Source organism: Pyxidicoccus xibeiensis (assembly GCF_024198175.1).
GTDB classification, from domain to species: Bacteria; Myxococcota; Myxococcia; order Myxococcales; family Myxococcaceae; genus Myxococcus; species Myxococcus xibeiensis.
In genome coordinates this window covers 537,272-553,081 of record NZ_JAJVKV010000001.1, presented here as the reverse complement: position 1 = coordinate 553,081, position 15,810 = coordinate 537,272, and the positions used below count along the sequence as shown (strand labels likewise).

General features: G+C 70.8%; 10 protein-coding genes. 7 read left to right on the top strand and 3 right to left on the bottom strand.

What is annotated here, in order from left to right; all coding sequences use genetic code 11:
* Nucleotides 1-34: 34 nt before the first annotated feature.
* Genes LXT23_RS02180 through LXT23_RS02170 form a run of 3 tightly spaced genes read left to right on the top strand, consistent with a single transcriptional unit; the run spans nucleotide 35 to nucleotide 2,741 of the window.
* Nucleotides 35-1,510, top strand: coding sequence for an ATPase domain-containing protein (locus LXT23_RS02180; RefSeq protein ID WP_253978374.1), 1,476 nt, complete (start codon nucleotides 35-37; stop codon nucleotides 1,508-1,510).
* A 28-nt stretch (nucleotides 1,511-1,538) separates the two neighbouring features.
* Entirely contained in the window at nucleotides 1,539-1,913 is a 375-nt protein-coding gene (locus LXT23_RS02175; protein ID WP_253978373.1) for a response regulator, read from the top strand.
* Between the two features lie 9 nt (nucleotides 1,914-1,922).
* Entirely contained in the window at nucleotides 1,923-2,741 is an 819-nt protein-coding gene (locus LXT23_RS02170; RefSeq protein ID WP_253978372.1) for a hypothetical protein, read from the top strand.
* Between the two features lie 48 nt (nucleotides 2,742-2,789).
* Here LXT23_RS02170 and LXT23_RS50015 read toward each other — a convergent pair whose 3' ends face one another.
* Genes LXT23_RS50015 through LXT23_RS02155 form a run of 3 tightly spaced genes read right to left on the bottom strand, consistent with a single transcriptional unit; the run spans nucleotide 2,790 to nucleotide 6,272 of the window.
* On the bottom strand, nucleotides 2,790-3,728 hold the full coding sequence (locus LXT23_RS50015) for a hypothetical protein (protein WP_267146668.1): 939 nt from the start codon (nucleotides 3,726-3,728) through the stop codon (nucleotides 2,790-2,792).
* Nucleotides 3,725-4,342, bottom strand: coding sequence for a tetratricopeptide repeat protein (locus LXT23_RS02160; RefSeq protein ID WP_253978371.1), 618 nt, complete (start codon nucleotides 4,340-4,342; stop codon nucleotides 3,725-3,727). Before LXT23_RS02160 ends, LXT23_RS50015 begins: the two co-directional genes overlap by 4 nt.
* Nucleotides 4,314-6,272, bottom strand: coding sequence for a protein kinase domain-containing protein (locus LXT23_RS02155; protein ID WP_253978370.1), 1,959 nt, complete (start codon nucleotides 6,270-6,272; stop codon nucleotides 4,314-4,316). Before LXT23_RS02155 ends, LXT23_RS02160 begins: the two co-directional genes overlap by 29 nt.
* 410 nt (nucleotides 6,273-6,682) lie before the next feature.
* Here LXT23_RS02155 and LXT23_RS02150 point away from each other — a divergent pair, with 410 nt between their 5' ends.
* The 4 genes from LXT23_RS02150 to LXT23_RS02135 are packed head-to-tail and all read left to right on the top strand — an operon-like array spanning nucleotide 6,683 to nucleotide 15,805.
* Nucleotides 6,683-13,132 carry a HAMP domain-containing protein gene (locus tag LXT23_RS02150; protein ID WP_253978369.1) on the top strand — a complete coding sequence of 2,150 codons (6,450 nt, stop codon included), beginning with the start codon at nucleotides 6,683-6,685 and terminating at the stop codon, nucleotides 13,130-13,132.
* On the top strand, nucleotides 13,129-13,962 hold the full coding sequence (locus LXT23_RS02145; protein ID WP_253978368.1) for a CheR family methyltransferase: 834 nt from the start codon (nucleotides 13,129-13,131) through the stop codon (nucleotides 13,960-13,962). Before LXT23_RS02150 ends, LXT23_RS02145 begins: the two co-directional genes overlap by 4 nt.
* On the top strand, nucleotides 13,959-14,516 hold the full coding sequence (locus LXT23_RS02140; RefSeq protein WP_253978367.1) for a chemotaxis protein CheB: 558 nt from the start codon (nucleotides 13,959-13,961) through the stop codon (nucleotides 14,514-14,516). The genes LXT23_RS02145 and LXT23_RS02140 overlap by 4 nt, the downstream gene beginning before the upstream one ends.
* The gene (locus tag LXT23_RS02135) at nucleotides 14,513-15,805 is read left to right on the top strand and encodes a response regulator (RefSeq protein ID WP_253978366.1); all 1,293 of its coding nucleotides are present in this window, start codon (nucleotides 14,513-14,515) and stop codon (nucleotides 15,803-15,805) included. Before LXT23_RS02140 ends, LXT23_RS02135 begins: the two co-directional genes overlap by 4 nt.
* Nucleotides 15,806-15,810: the final 5 nt, after the last annotated feature.

The following is a 15,810-nucleotide window of genomic DNA, read 5'->3' as shown; positions in this document are numbered from 1 at the left end:
CGCATGGGAGCCGTTTACGGTATGAGCGACCATCATGTCTTCTTCCGAGCAACCCTCGCGCCCGGACCCACGCGTGTCCACCGGCGTGCCTGGACTCGATGCCGTGCTGGGCGGCGGGCTGGTGCCGTCGGGCGTCTACATCATCGTGGGCGAGCCGGGTGCGGGGAAGACCCTCTTCGCCAACCAGCTCTGCTACCACCAGGCGCGCACGGGTGCCCGCTGCCTCTACGTCACGCTGCTGGCGGAGTCGCACTCGCGCATGCTCTCCAACATGCGCGACATGGCGTTCTTCGACTCCGCGCTGCTGCCCGAGGGCGTCTACTACGTCAGCGGCTTCCGCACGCTGGAGGAGCAGGGGCTGCCGGGGCTGCTGGAGCTGCTGCGGCGCGAGGTGCGCAACCACGGCGCCACCATCCTGGTGCTGGACGGGCTGGTGCAGGCGCAGGAGGCGGCCGGCAGCAACCGCGACTTCAAGAAGTTCATCCACGAGCTGCAGGTGGCCGCGGGCCTGACGCGCTTCACCTCGCTGATGCTCACCAGCGCCAACGGGCCCTCCGTCCACCCGGAGTACACCATGGTGGATGGCATCCTGGAGCTGCGCGAGCGCACCTCCGGCGTGCGCGCCTGGCGCGAGCTTCAGGTCCGCAAGTTCCGCGGCAGCGCCACGCTGCACGGCGTCCACAACTTCCGCATCACCCACGAGGGCCTGGAGGTCTTCCCCCGGCTGGAGGCGCGCGTGCGCCGAGCCCCGCCGCCGGACCCGGGCGCCCACCGCATCCACTTCGGCATCCACTCGCTGGACGCGCTCTTCCCGGAGGGGCTGGCGGCGGGCTCCACCACGCTCGTGCTCGGCCCGCCCGGCGTGGGCAAGACGCTGATGGGCAGCAGCCTGCTCGCCGAGGGACTGAGGCAGGGCGAGCCGTGCCTGTACATGGGCTTCTACGAGCCGCCCAACCGCCTGCTGGGCAAGGTGTCGGCCGCGGGCATCGACCTCAAGAGCGCGGCGGCCGATGGGCGGCTGAACCTCATCTGGCAGCCCCCCGCGGAGTGCATCCTGGACGTGCTGGCGGACCAACTCCTGTCGGACGTGCACAAGCGCAAGGTGAAGCGGGTGTTCGTGGACGGGCTCAGCGCGATGCAGCAGGCGGCGCCGGACCCGGTGCGGATGAACTCGTTCTTCGCCGCGCTCACCCAGGAGCTGCGCAGCGAGGGGACCACCACCCTCTTCGGCCTGGAGACGCCCCGGCTCTTCGGCCCCGCGCTGGACGTGCCCATGGAGGTGGGGCCGTCCGCGGTGGCGGAGAACCTCTTCTTCCTGCGCCACGTCGAGCTCGAAGGGCGCCTGCGCAGGCTGCTGTCCATCTTCAAGCTGCGCGATACCGACTACGACCCCACCCTCAGGGAGTTCGTCATCTCCCGGCAGGGAATCGAGGTGCTACCCCCCTTCAGCGTCGCCGTTGACACCTTGTTGACGGGCCTTGCCCGCCACCCGGGTGGTGGTCATTCCTGAACAAACCGCGAGGAGTAGTGCCGCCCGTATGGAGACGGTCCTGGTGGTGGATGACGAGCAGGGCATCCTGGAGGCCCTGGCGGACCTCCTCCGTGAGGAGGGCTACCGCGTAGTGACGGCCTCTCACGGCCGCGAGGCGCTGGAGCGGATGGCGGAGCTTCGTCCAGACCTGGTCCTCACCGACTGGATGATGCCGGTGCTCGACGGGCCGGCGCTCATCGAGCGCATCCGGGCCGAGCCGGCCTTCCAGGACGTGGCGCTGCTGGGCATGAGCGCGGTGGACGTGCTGGCCCTGCGCCGCGTGTACCCGGACCTTCCCTTCCTGCAGAAGCCCTTCGACATCGCCACCTTGCTGCGCCAGGTCCGCAAGTCCCTGGATGGGCGGCGGGCCCGCACCCGCTGAAAGGCCCTCATGTTCTACCTGCTCAAGCTCGGCCCCGTGCCCCTCTCCCAGGGCACCACCCAGGTGTACCTGCGCATCTCCGAGTCGGGCGAGCCGTCCCAGCCTGTCTTCGAGGCGCAGGACGAGGTGGGAATCCAGACGCTGCTGGAGGGAGTGGACCCCTCGGAGGTGCGCTGCGAGCCGGACCTGGCCGAGGCCGCCGCGGGGCTGGGGCTGGAGGTGGAGGCGCCTCCGGCGGCGGCGCTCTCGTCGCGCGCGGCCATCGCCACGTTCCTCGCGTGGGGGCAGCGGGGGTTGTCCGGGCTGGGCTCGGACAAGGCCCTGCTCTTCGTGCAGGCAGCCACGGAGTACTGGGAGGCGCGGCCCTGGACGCACTGGGACGACAGCCAGCCCTTCGAGGTGGCGGTCTCCGGGCCGCTGACGCACACCTATGAGGGCTGTGTCTTCAACACCGGGGATGGGCGGGCGGGGCTGGCGCTGTATGCGAAGCCCGGCGCGCTGCAGATGCTGATGGAGATGCAGGCGCGCGGTCAGCCCGACGCGGCCCACGCGCTGCCCGCCGTGGCCGTCACGCTGGACACCTCACCGCTGTATGCCGTGGAGGCGCTGTCCGCGGCGGGCCGGGTGCCCCGGCTGCCCATGCCGCTGAAGACGGGGCCGGAGGGCATCAGCGTGCCGAACGCGGTGGAGGCGCTGGTGCTGGTGGCCGCGCTGCGCGCCGTGGCGCGGCTGTCCCCCGAGCAGCAGGAGGTGCTGAGCACCGTGGTGGCGGGGGACGCGCAGATGGAGGTGCGAGTGCGCGCCCCGGCACCGCGCGTCCGGCACTGAGGGGCTCGGCGCGCGGGTACCTCCCGCACGTCCGTCACCGCGCGCCGCTCAGGTGCACCGGCCGTTCTGGCAGATGGACAGGAGGGGGCACGGCTCACTCAGCCCGCAGCGGCACCCTCCGTTGACGCAATTGTCGGACTTGGACGTTTCGCAGTTGGCGCAGTTGGTCCCGTCGATACCGCAGACCGTCGGGGTGTCGCCGTTGCGGCAGACATTCCCCTGGCAGCAGCCGTCGCAGGTGTCGCGGTCACAGACACAGGCGTTGTTCACGCACCGCTCGCCCACGCCGCAGCGCCCCTGGGTGCCGCACGAGCATGCCCCGGCTGTCGTGCACAGGTTCGCGCGCCCATCGGCGGTGCAGTCGATGCACGCCAGGCCGCTGCCTCCGCAGGCCACCGCCGAGGTGCTGGCCACGCACGCACCGCCGGGCACGGTGCAGGTGGTGCACGTGACTGTGCCCGCATCCGGAGTTCCTGCGTCCGGGGCGCCAGCATCCGGTTCCCCCGCATCCGGGTCTCCAGCATCGGGCACTCCAGCGTCCGGCACGCCAGCGTCGGGGTCACCTGCGTCGGGCTCGCCACCGTCGGCTCCGCCATCCGGGGTACCTCCGTCCGGCAGCGGCTCCACGGTGACGGGCGTCAGGCTCAGGCGGAGCTCCACCTCCGCGCCCTTGCGCGGCTGCGCCTCGGCGCTGCCCCGTGCAATGGGGACTCCCGCAGAGAGGGCGTCCACCTCCAGCACGAAGGGCACGTCGGGCGGCGCGTTGAAGCGCAGGCGCAGCGACTGCTCGCCAGAGAAGGGCTCGCCCTCCTGCTCGGGGCGCCGCTGGGCGGGGAACCAGGGCTCTCCGTCGCGCAGGCCGCGCACCTCCAGCTGGGTGGCGCCATCCGCGCCGTCGACGCGCAGGAAGAGCGACGTGCTGTCGTCGCCGCACGTCGCCAGGGAGGCGAGGAGCAGCGCGACGAAGCCTCGGGCGAGGCGGCTCATGGAAGGGTCACCGTTCCGAGCGTCGGGCGGGGGTCGCTGGAGCGCGTGAGCAGCACCGCCGTCGTGGCGCCCGCGGCCACCACGCCCACCCCCGCCCAGAACCAGCCGCTGCGCAGGAACGCGGGGCCGGAGGAGGCCTTCACCGCGGGCGTCGCTTCCGGCGTCAGGGGAACCGTCAGCTCACCCGGCGCGGGCGTCACCGGCGTCCCGGAGGGGGCTGGCTCGAGCGCCGCCTGCTTCGCCTCCATCGTCTGGATGAGGTCCTTGACGAGCGCCGCGTCGGGCGAGTCCGGCTCGAGCGCGAGATAGCGGCGGTAGAAGAACGCGGCGCGCTCGTACTGGCCCAGCTGCCGGTGGCACTGGCCGATGTTGAAGAGCAGCGCGGGCGCCGGCATCAGCCGGTACGCCTCCGAGTAGCCACCCAGCGCGTCCTCGAAGTTGCCCAGGTCGTACTCGCGCTGCGCGTACTCGAACAGCACGCGCGCGGCGGCCTTCGGGTCCTCCTGCTTTCCGGCGGCCGTGCCCGGCTTCGGCCTGGGCGCCGCGGCGGAGGCCGTCAGCAGGGGCACGACGACGAGCAGCCAGCTACTTGCGGAAAGGATCGAGCGTGGCATCGGGATTGGTGAGTCTATCGCCACGCCGTGGCGCGGGGGGCCTGGTGCCCGCAGGAGCGCTTCGAGTGGGGCGCAGGGTGACGTCGACGGTGGCGCCCGCCTCGGGGCGCGCGGTGGCCTCCGCCGGCTGGTAGCCGCGAAGCTCGAAGCGCAGGGGCCGGGGCTCCGACACGGCCAGCTCCAGCGGGGTGACGCCGAGCGGCTCGCCGGTGTCCCCGTGCAGCACGCGCGCTCCCGCCGGAGTCGACACGACGCGCAGCACGACGGCCGCCGGAGGCGCGGGCGCCGGGGGCGGCTCCACGGGAGGCGCCTGGGGCGCGGGCGCGGCCACGACGGCAGGCGGCGCGGACGTGGCGGTGACGGCCGGTGGCTCCTCCGCGCGCCAGCGCACCGCCGCGACGGGGACCGCGAGGGCCACGGCGGCGACGACGGCCAGGGGCCACCGCGCGCGCACGGAGGCGGGCCGCTGTGGCAGCGCGGGCACCAGCGTCGGCGCGGCGGGCACCGGCGTCGGCTCCGCGGGCGCCAGCTCCAGCCTGGCGGGAATCTCGAGGCGGATAGGCCGGGTGAAGGGGCGCAGCGCCTGCGAGAGCGCGTCCATGGACTCGAAGCGTGCCTCCGGGTCCTTCTCCAGGCAGCGCATCACCGTGGCCGCGAGCCCGGCGGGAATCTGCTCTCCGGCCGGCGTCGTCTGCGGCAGCGGCGGCGGCGGTTTGACGATGAGCTCCACCGCCCACTGGCCCAGCTCCGACGCCTCGAAGGGGCGGCGCCCGGCGAGCAGCTCGTACAGCACCGTGCCCACCGCGTAGAGGTCCGCGCGGCCGTCCACCTCGAGCCCCGAGGCCTGCTCCGGGGACATGTAGCCCGGCGTGCCAATCACCGCGCCGGCGAAGGTGCCCGGGTGCTCCGCGAGGCGGGTGCTGGTGAGCTTGGCCACGCCGAAGTCGAGCACCTTGACGAAGTCCGGGTCACCGCCCCGCGACGTCACGAAGATGTTGTCGGGCTTGATGTCGCGGTGGACGATGCCCGCCCGGTGCGCGGCCCCGAGCGCGGCGCAGAGCTGCTCGGTGATGTGTATCGCGCGCAGCACCCCGAGCGTCTCCTGCTGCATCAGCTGCCTCAGGCTGGCGCCGTTGAGCAGCTCCAGCACGCAGTAGACGCGGGGGATGGCGTTCGCCGGCGCGGGCTCCTCGACGAAGTCGAAGATCTCCACGATGTTCTCGTGGTTGATGGCGTTGACCGCCCGCGCCTCCTGGAAGAAGCGCTGCACCAGCGAGCTGTCCGTGCCGTGCTGCGGCTTGAGGATCTTGACGGCCACCTGCTTGTCGAGCCGCACGTGCCGGCCCAGGAACACCACGCCCATGGCCCCCTCGCCCAGCACCTGCTCCAGCCGGTAGTTGCCGAGCACCTCGCCCAGGTGGGCGACCGGGGGCGGGCGGGAGACGGGGACGGGGGTGAACAGCGACGGCCGGGGCGGCGGCGTGCGGTGCAGCGTCTTCGCGGAGCCGACAGGGTCCAGCGCCAGGGCCAGCGCCCGCCGGGCCTCGGCGAGGGTGTCGAAGCGCGCCTCCGGCACCGCCGCGAGGCAGCGGAGGAGGGGAGCGTTCAGGCAGGCCGCGGGGCCTTCCAGCGGCTGGGGCGGCTCCGCGGGGGGCACGCCGGAGGCCGCTTCATGGAGGAGCGCTCCGAGCTGCCACACGCGCTCGCGGGGATCCACGGGCCCGGCCTCGGTGCCGAGCGTCGAGGCCAGCCGCGCCACCCCGCCCTCGAACACCACCTGGTCCGCGGGCAGCGGGCCGGCGGGCGCCCCCCCCTGCTCCAGCAGGAGGCTCAGCGGCTCGGCCAGGTCCAGCACCTCTCGCGGCGCCAGCACCCCGAACTCACGCAGATATGCACCCAGCGTGCGAGCCGTCGGGACGGGCGAGGGCACGGGAGGCCCGGCTCGCGGCGGAAGCGTCGGCGCATCGCGTAGGGAAACCGATGAGTCTTCAGGGAGTGGCATGCACTGACATTGCGATTGTGTAGTCGTACTGGCTCGCCGGACAAGCCGAGCCGGTCGATTGTCCTTGGACGGACGATGTAGCGGACTCCCCCCTTGCCCCGCCATGCGGGATTTCCCGGGGCACTGGGCGCATGTGCGACAGGCTCCACACGCAGGGTGTGGGTCCTTGTCCGCTGCCTGACAGTGGATGGCGTCACTGTCGGCTGCTGACCAGCCATGCCTGCCCGGGGGGCTGGCCCAAGGTCGCGAGATTGCGGGACAACTGGCCCTCGCTGAGAAATTCCCGTGCTGCGGCAGTCTCAAGCCGCGCCGTTCCCGGACCGACCAGGGGCTCATAGATGACCACCAAGAAGGTATCCGCCCGCCGCCCGAACGCGGTGGTGCCGCCTCTGCCTCCGCCTCGGGCGGGTGACGAGGACGACTCCAGCACCCTGGACTCCCGGCAGCTGCTGCGGGTGCTCACCGCCGTGCGCAAGGGCGACTTCTCCATGCGCATGCCGGTGGACAAGGTGGGCAGCGCCGGCAAGGTGGCCGACACGCTCAACGAAATCATCGAGCTGAGCGAGCGCATGGCGCGCGAGTTCGAGCGCATCGGCACGGTGGTCGGCAAGGAGGGCCGCATCACCCAGCGCGGCAACGTGGCGGGCGCGCTGGGCTCCTGGGCGGACTGCGTGGAGTCGGTGAACACGCTGGTGGCTGACCTGGTGCAGCCCACCACGGAGATGGGCCGCGTCATCGGCGCCGTGGCCAAGGGCGACCTGTCGCAGACGATGGCGCTCGAGGTGGACGGCCGCCCCCTCAAGGGTGAGTTCCTCCGCACCGCCCGCCTGGTGAACGGGATGGTGGAGCAGCTCGGCGCGTTCGCCTCCGAGGTGACGCGCGTGGCCCGCGAGGTGGGCACCGACGGAAAGCTGGGCGGTCAGGCCAAGGTGAAGGGCGTGGCCGGCACATGGAAGGACCTCACGGACAACGTGAACTCCATGGCCTCCAACCTCACGGCGCAGGTGCGCAGCATCGCCGAGGTCACCACGGCCGTGGCCAGGGGCGACCTGTCGAAGAAGATCACCGTCGACGTGCGCGGCGAAATCCTCGAGCTGAAGAACACCATCAACACGATGGTGGATCAGCTGTCGTCCTTCGCCTCGGAAGTGACGCGCGTGGCCCGCGAGGTGGGTACCGAAGGCAAGCTGGGCGGCCAGGCCATGGTGAAGGGCGTGGGCGGCACGTGGAAGGACCTCACGGACAACGTGAACTCCATGGCCTCCAACCTCACCGCCCAGGTGCGCAACATCGCCGAGGTGACGACCGCCGTCGCGAACGGTGACCTGTCCAAGAAGATCACCGTCGATGCCAAGGGCGAGGTGCTGGAGTTGAAGAACACCATCAACACGATGGTGGACCAGCTGAACTCGTTCGCCTCGGAGGTGACGCGCGTCGCTCGCGAGGTCGGTACGGAGGGGAAGCTCGGCGGTCAGGCGATGGTGAAGGGCGTGGGTGGCACGTGGAAGGACCTCACGGACAACGTGAACTCCATGGCCTCCAACCTCACCGCCCAGGTGCGCAACATTGCCGAGGTGACCACGGCCGTCGCCAATGGCGACCTGTCGAAGAAGATCACCGTGGACGTGCGCGGTGAAATCCTCGAGCTGAAGAACACCATCAACACGATGGTGGACCAGCTGAACTCGTTCGCCTCGGAGGTGACGCGCGTGGCCCGCGAGGTGGGCACGGAAGGGAAGCTGGGTGGTCAGGCCGTCGTGAAGGGCGTGGGTGGCACGTGGAAGGACCTCACGGACAACGTGAACTCCATGGCCTCCAACCTCACCTCGCAGGTGCGCAACATCGCGGAGGTGACCACCGCCGTCGCCAACGGTGACCTGTCGAAGAAGATCACCGTGGACGTGAAGGGAGAGGTGCTGGAGCTGAAGAACACCATCAACACGATGGTGGACCAGCTGCGCGCCTTTGCCTCCGAGGTGACCCGCGTCGCCAAGGAGGTCGGTACCGACGGAAAGCTGGGCGGCCAGGCCGACGTGAAGGGTGTGGCCGGCGTGTGGAAGGACCTCACGGACAACGTGAACAGCATGGCGTCCAACCTCACGGCGCAGGTGCGCAACATCGCCGAGGTGACCACCGCCGTCGCGAATGGTGACCTGTCCAAGAAGATCACCGTGGACGTGCAGGGCGAAATCCTGGAGCTGAAGAACACCATCAACACGATGGTGGACCAGCTGTCGTCCTTCGCCTCCGAGGTGACGCGCGTCGCCCGCGAGGTGGGCACGGAAGGCAAGCTGGGTGGTCAGGCCGTCGTGAAGGGTGTGGCCGGCACGTGGAAGGACCTCACGGACAACGTGAACTCCATGGCCTCCAACCTGACGGCGCAGGTGCGCAACATCGCGGAGGTCACGACGGCCGTCGCGAAGGGCGACCTATCCAAGAAGATTACCGTCGACGCCAAGGGCGAGGTGCTGGAGCTGAAGAACACCATCAACACCATGGTGGACCAGCTGTCGTCGTTCGCCTCCGAGGTGACGCGCGTCGCGAAGGAAGTGGGTACGGAGGGGAAGCTCGGTGGTCAGGCCATCGTTCGCGGCGTCGGTGGGACGTGGAAGGACCTCACGGACAACGTGAACAGCATGGCGTCCAACCTCACGTCCCAGGTGCGCAACATCGCCGAGGTGACGATGGCGGTGGCCCGCGGCGACCTGTCCAAGAAGATCACCGTGGACGTGCGCGGTGAAATCCTCGAGCTGAAGAACACCATCAACACGATGGTGGACCAGCTCAACTCGTTCGCCTCCGAGGTGACGCGCGTCGCCCGCGAGGTGGGTACGGAAGGAAAGCTGGGCGGTCAGGCGATTGTGCGCGGTGTCGGCGGGACGTGGAAGGACCTCACCGACAACGTGAACAGCATGGCCTCCAACCTCACCGCGCAGGTGCGCAACATCGCGGAGGTGACGACGGCCGTCGCCAACGGTGACCTGTCGAAGAAGATCACCGTGGACGTGCGCGGTGAGATTCTCGAGCTGAAGAACACCATCAACACGATGGTGGACCAGCTGAACTCGTTCGCCTCGGAAGTGACGCGCGTGGCCCGCGAGGTGGGCACGGAAGGAAAGCTGGGTGGTCAGGCTGTCGTGAAGGGCGTTGCCGGGACGTGGAAGGACCTCACGGACAACGTGAACTCCATGGCGTCCAACCTGACGTCGCAGGTGCGCAACATCGCCGAGGTGACGACGGCCGTGGCGCGCGGTGACCTGTCGAAGAAGATCACCGTGGACGTGCAGGGCGAAATCCTGGAGCTGAAGAACACCATCAACACGATGGTGGACCAGCTGTCGTCCTTCGCCTCCGAGGTGACGCGCGTCGCCCGCGAGGTCGGCACGGAAGGAAAGCTGGGTGGCCAGGCGGAAGTGAAGGGCGTGGCCGGCACGTGGAAGGACCTCACGGACAACGTGAACTCCATGGCCTCCAACCTCACCACCCAGGTGCGCGGCATCGCCAAGGTGGTGACGGCGGTGGCCAACGGCGACCTGAAGCGCAAGCTGGTGGTGGATGCGAAGGGCGAAATCGCGCAGCTCGCGGACACCATCAACGGCATGATTGACACCCTGGCGGTGTTCGCCGACCAGGTGACCACGGTGGCCCGCGAGGTGGGAATCGAGGGGAAGCTGGGCGGTCAGGCCCGCGTGCCCGGCACGGCCGGCATCTGGCGCGACCTCACGGACAACGTGAACCAGCTCGCCGCCAACCTCACCACGCAGGTGCGCGCCATCGCCGAGGTGGCCACCGCCGTGACGAAGGGTGACCTCACGCGGTTCATCACCGTGTCCGCGCAGGGCGAAGTGGCCGCCCTGAAGGACAACATCAACGAGATGATCCGCAACCTGAAGGACACCACGCGGAAGAACACGGAGCAGGACTGGCTCAAGACGAACCTGGCCAAGTTCACCCGCGTCCTCCAGGGGCAGCGGGATTTGCTCACGGTGTCCAAGGTCATCCTGTCGGAGCTGGCGCCGCTGGTGGATGCGCAGCACGGCGTCTTCTACATCTCCGAGCGCGCGGACGGCGGGGAGCAGGCCCTGAAGCTGCTGGCGTCGTACGCGTACCGGCAGCGCAAGGGGCTGGCCAACACCTTCAAGTACGGCGAGGGGCTGGTGGGGCAGTGCGCCCTGGAGAAGGAGCCCATCCTCCTGTCGGACGTGCCGGACACGTACATCCGCATCTCCTCCGGGCTGGGCGAGGAGGTGCCGCGCAACATCGTGGTGCTGCCGGTGCTCTTCGAGGGCGAGGTGAAGGCCGTCATCGAGCTGGCCTCCTTCCACCGCTTCAGCGAGGTGCACCTGGGCTTCCTGGAGCAGCTCACGGAGTCCATCGGCATCGTGCTCAACACGATTGCCGCCAACATGCGCACGGAGGCCCTGCTGAAGCAGTCGCAGGCGCTCACCGACGAGCTCCGCAAGCAGCAGGAGGAGCTCACGGAGACGAACAAGCGGCTGGAGCAGCAGGCCACGTCGCTCCAGCAGTCCGAGGAGCTGCTCAAGCGCCAGCAGGAGGAGCTGCGCACCACCAACGAGGAGCTGCAGGACAAGGCGAAGCTGCTGTCCGAGCAGAAGTCGGAGGTCGAGCGGAAGAACGGCGAGGTCGAGCAGGCCAAGCGCGCCCTGGAGGAGAAGGCCGAGCAGCTCAGCCTCACCTCCAAGTACAAGTCCGAGTTCCTGGCCAACATGAGCCACGAGCTGCGCACGCCGCTCAACTCGCTGCTCATCCTCAGCCAGACGCTCAGCGACAACGTGGAGGGCAACCTCACGTCGCGGCAGGTGGAGTTCGCGAAGACCATCCACGCCTCCGGCGCGGACCTGCTCGAGCTCATCAACGACATCCTCGACCTGTCCAAGATTGAGTCCGGCACCATGGCCGTGGACGTGGGGCCGCTGCGCTTCACCGACCTGCGCGAGTTCGTGGACCGCACCTTCCGCCAGGTGGCGGACAAGAAGGGGCTGGAGTTCAACATCGGCCTGGCGGACGCGCTGCCCGGCGAGATGGAGACGGACGCCAAGCGCCTGCAGCAGGTGCTCAAGAACCTCCTCTCCAACGCCTTCAAGTTCACCGAGTCCGGCTCGGTGGCGCTGCGCATCGGCATGGCGAAGAGCGGCTGGTCGGCGGACCACCCGGTGCTCTCCGGCGCGCCGGCAGTGGTCGCCTTCACCGTGGTGGATACCGGCATCGGCATCCCCAAGGACAAGCATCAAATCATCTTCGAGGCGTTCCAGCAGGCGGACGGCTCCACCGCGCGCAAGTACGGTGGCACCGGCCTGGGGCTGTCCATCAGCCGCGAAATCGCGCGCCTGCTGGGCGGCGAAATCCGGCTGGAGAGCGAGGTGAACAAGGGCAGCATCTTCACCCTCTACCTGCCGCTGGACTTCGTGACGGAGCGCCCGGCGGTGGAGCCGAAGCCGCGAGAGCTCAGCCCGCTGACCACCGTCGTTCCGGTGGCGGTGGAGGAGCCCGGGGTGGCGCCGCTGGCGCGGATGGACATCGACGACGACCGGGGCTCCATCCAGCCCGGAGACCGGGTGCTGCTGGCGGTGACGCACGTGGCGGACCACGCCGCGCGGCTGCGCGCCGCCGCGCAGGGCACCGGCTTCAAGGTGCTCGTCTCCACGGAGGTCGAAGGCGCGCTGGACGCCGTGCGCAACGCGCGCCCGGCCGCCGTGGCGGTGGACCTGGACCTGCCGGAGATGGCGGGCTGGGTGGTGCTGGACAGGCTGAAGCACGACGCGGCCACCCGCGCGCTGCCGGTGTACACGGTGTCCGCGGACGACCACCGTGAGCGCTCGCTCAACCTGGGCGCCATCGGCCACCTGCAGGCCGCAGCGGACCCGGAAGCCGCGCTGGCCGCGCTGGAGTCGCTGCGCTCCTTCGTGGACCGCAAGGGCCGCAGCCTGCTCATCGTCGAGGATGACCCCATCCACCGGCAGACGCTGGTGGAGCTGCTGGGCAGCGAGGACGTGCAGATGGCGGCGGTGGGCACCGCGGCGGACGCGCTGGCCGCCCTGGCGGAGCGCACCTTCGACTGCATGGTGTTGGACCTGGGCTTGCCGGACATGGCCGGCACGGAGCTCATCCGCCGCATCCGCGACCAGCACGGCGCGGGCGGCCCGCCCGTCATCGTCTACACGGGCCGGGACTTGACGCGCGCCCAGGAGACGGAGCTGCGGCGGGTGGCGGAGGCCATCGTCGTCAAGGACGCGCAGAGCCCGGAGCGGCTGCTGGAGGAGACGAGCCTGTTCCTCCACCGCTCGCCCGCGCAGCTCACCGAGCCCAAGCGCCGCATGCTGGAGAAGGCGCGCGAGCGAGACCCCCTGCTGGTGGGCCGCAAGGTGCTGGTGGTGGACGACGACGTGCGCAACATCTTCGCCCTCAACACCGTGCTGGAGCGCTACGGCATGAAGGTGGCCTTCGCGGAGAGCGCGCGCGAGGGGCTGACGCTGCTGGACAAGGACACCGACATCGAGCTGGTGCTGATGGACGTGATGATGCCGGAGATGGACGGCTACCAGGCCATGCGCGCCATCCGCCGCATGGAGCGCGTCAGCCACCTGCCGATTCTCGCCCTCACCGCCAAGGCGATGAAGGGCGACCGGGAGAAGTGCCTGGAGGCGGGCGCGTCCGACTACATCACCAAGCCGGTGGACATCGAGAAGCTGCTCAGCCTGCTGCGCGTCTGGCTGCATGCGCCGCGCGGCGTGGCGGGCAAGGGGCCGCGCACGGAGGTCTCCGGGTGAGCGCGGGCACGTCCAGCGCGGAGCTGGAGTCCATCGAGGTGGACCTGCTCCTGGAGGGCGTGGCCCGGCAGTGGGGCTTCGATTTGCGCAGCCATGCCCGGCCGCTGCTCTTGCGGCGGCTGCGGCGGCACCTGCGCGAGGAGCGGCTGGAGACGTTCTCCGCCCTCCAGGCCCGCGTGCTGCACGACGGCGAGGCGCTGGAGGGGCTCTTGCGCACGCTGTCCTGCACGCCGCCGTCGCTCTTCTCGGACCCGGCCTTCTTCCGGGACTTCCGCGCGCGGGTGGTGCCGGTGCTGCGCACCTGGCCGTCCGTGCGCGTGTGGCACGCGGGCTGCGGCACCGGCGAGGACACCTATGCCCTGGCCATCCTCCTTCAAGAGGAGGGGCTGTGGGGGCGGTGCCGGCTGTACGCGTCCGACTCCAGCGAGGGGCTGCTGGCGGACGCACGCACCGGCGTGCTGCCGCTGCCCACCGAGGCGGACGCGCGCCGCTACACGGAAGCCGGGGGCAAGGGCGTGCTCACCGACTACTACACCCGCGACGGCAACTGGGCGCTGCTCCAGCCGAAGCTGCGCGACGGCATCTTCTTCACCCAGCACAACCTGGCCACCGACGGCTCGTTCAACGAGTTCCACGTCATCGTGTGCCGGGACACGCTGCTGACCTTCAACCGCACGCTGCACAACCGCGTGCACGGCCGCCTCTACGAGAGCCTCGCCCGCTTCGGCTTCCTGTGCCTGGGGCGCAAGGAGTCGCTGGCGCGCACGCCGCACGCCGCGGCGTACGAGGAGCTGGACGGCAGCGGCCGCATCTTCCGGAGGGTGTCATGAGCCACGTGGGCGTGCTGGTGGTGGGTGCGCCGCGCGCCGCGGCGGCGGACCTGGAGTCCATGCTGACGCTGCTGCCGCGCGAGCTGCCGCTGCCGGTAGTGGTGGCGCTGCACCGCGGGCCGCATGACGCGCTCGTCGCGCCGCTGGGGCGCCGCTGCGCGCTGCCGGTGGTGGAGCCGGACGACAAGGACGACCTGGTGCCCGGCCACGTGTACCTGGCACCCGCGGGCTACCACCTGCTGGTGGACAAGGGCTGCGTGGCCCTGTCCGTGGAGCCGCCCGAGCACGGGCAGCGGCCCGGCCTGGACGCCCTCTTCGAGTCCGCCGCGGACAGCTACGGCGCCCGCGCCGCGGGGCTGCTCTTCACCGGCCACGAGGACGGCCCGGCGGGGCTGGGCGCGCTCCAGGCGCGTGGCGGCCGCGTGGCCATCGTCGGCGAGGACTGGGAAGGGGGCGAGGGCCCGGAGGGCGACGTCGAGCGCCTGTCCCAGGGCACCGTGGGGGCCTGGCTTTCGCGGCTGGTGTCCATGCCGCGCGCCAAGGTGCTGCCGTGAGCGCCACGCCCACGCGTGAGCGCCTGCCGGCGGTGTCGGCGGAGCCCGTCTCAATCCTGCTGGTGGATGACCAGGCCGAGGGGCTGCTGGCGCTGGAGGCCACCCTGGCGCCCCTGGGGCAGCGGCTGGTCAGCGCGCGCAGCGGCCGCGAGGCGCTGCGGCACCTGCTCACCCAGGACTTCGCCGTCGTCCTCCTGGACGTGGTGATGCCGGAGATGGACGGCTTCGAGACGGCCCAGCTCATCCGCGAGCGGGAGCGAAGCCGCAACACGCCCATCCTCTTCCTCACCGCCCTGTCGCGCGGGACGATGCCGGAGCTGCGCGGCTACGCGGTGGGCGCGGTGGACTACCTCCTCAAGCCCTACGAGCCGGAAATCCTCCGCTCCAAGGTGGGCATCTTCGTGGACCTGTTCCGCAAGACGGAGCTGGTGCGGCGGCAGGCGGAGGCGCTGCGCGAGGCCCAGCAGCGCGAGCACGAGCGCGAGCTGGCGGAGGTGCAGCGGCGCGCGGAGGCCGAGCGGGGCCGCGTGCGCGAGGAGCTCTTGCGCAAGGAGATGGAGGCCAACCGCAACCAGCATCGCTGGCTGGAGGCGGTGCTGGCCGCGCTGCCCACGCCGCTGGCGCTGGTGGAGCCGGGCAGCGGGCGCACGCTGCTGGCCAACCGGGCCGCGCAGGGACTGGCGGGCGGGTGCCTGGCATACCGGGAGGCGCGGGCCCTCCATGCCGACGCCGTCTTCCTCGGCCCGGACGGGCAGGCGCTCCCCGACGAGGCCCTGCCGCTGAGCCGCGCGGCACGGGGCGAGCTGCTCCAGGGGGTGTCGGTGGAGTGGGAGCTGGGCGGGCAGCGCGGGGCGGCGCTGGCCTTCAGCGAGCGGCTGCCGCAGATGCACGGCCGCCCGGAGACGGTGCTGCTGGCGCTGCTGGACGTCACGGCGCTGCGCCATACCCAGGGCGCGCTGCGCGAGACGGGCGCCGCGCTGGAGCACGCGGGCCTGGAGCTGGGGCCGCCGCTGTCCTCGCTGCGCGAGCGGCTCCAGGAGGCGCTGCGTGCCGCGGCCGGCCGTGAGGCACCCATCCCCGTGGCCGAGCACACCTCGGAACTGGAGGCCCTGGGACGCGATGCCCACCACCTCAACCGGCTCGTCGAGGGCTTGAGGAGCCTGCCGCGCATTTCCACCGAGCGTCCCGGTCAGGGACGGGAGGACGGCTCACCTCCCACCGAGGACACCAGCCAGGCGGAGGTGCCAGGGGCCCGCCACGGCGAACACCGCCGTGAGGGAAATGGTTGACGCCC

Coding starts and splice junctions, on each gene's coding strand:
- LXT23_RS02160 (WP_253978371.1), bottom strand. CDS start 4,342: ATGCCACGCTCGATCCTTTCCGCAAGTAGCTGGCTGCTCGTCGTCGTG.
- LXT23_RS02140 (WP_253978367.1), top strand. CDS start 13,959: ATGAGCCACGTGGGCGTGCTGGTGGTGGGTGCGCCGCGCGCCGCGGCG.
- LXT23_RS02150 (WP_253978369.1), top strand. CDS start 6,683: ATGACCACCAAGAAGGTATCCGCCCGCCGCCCGAACGCGGTGGTGCCG.
- LXT23_RS02180 (WP_253978374.1), top strand. CDS start 35: ATGTCTTCTTCCGAGCAACCCTCGCGCCCGGACCCACGCGTGTCCACC.
- LXT23_RS02170 (WP_253978372.1), top strand. CDS start 1,923: ATGTTCTACCTGCTCAAGCTCGGCCCCGTGCCCCTCTCCCAGGGCACC.
- LXT23_RS02175 (WP_253978373.1), top strand. CDS start 1,539: ATGGAGACGGTCCTGGTGGTGGATGACGAGCAGGGCATCCTGGAGGCC.
- LXT23_RS50015 (WP_267146668.1), bottom strand. CDS start 3,728: ATGAGCCGCCTCGCCCGAGGCTTCGTCGCGCTGCTCCTCGCCTCCCTG.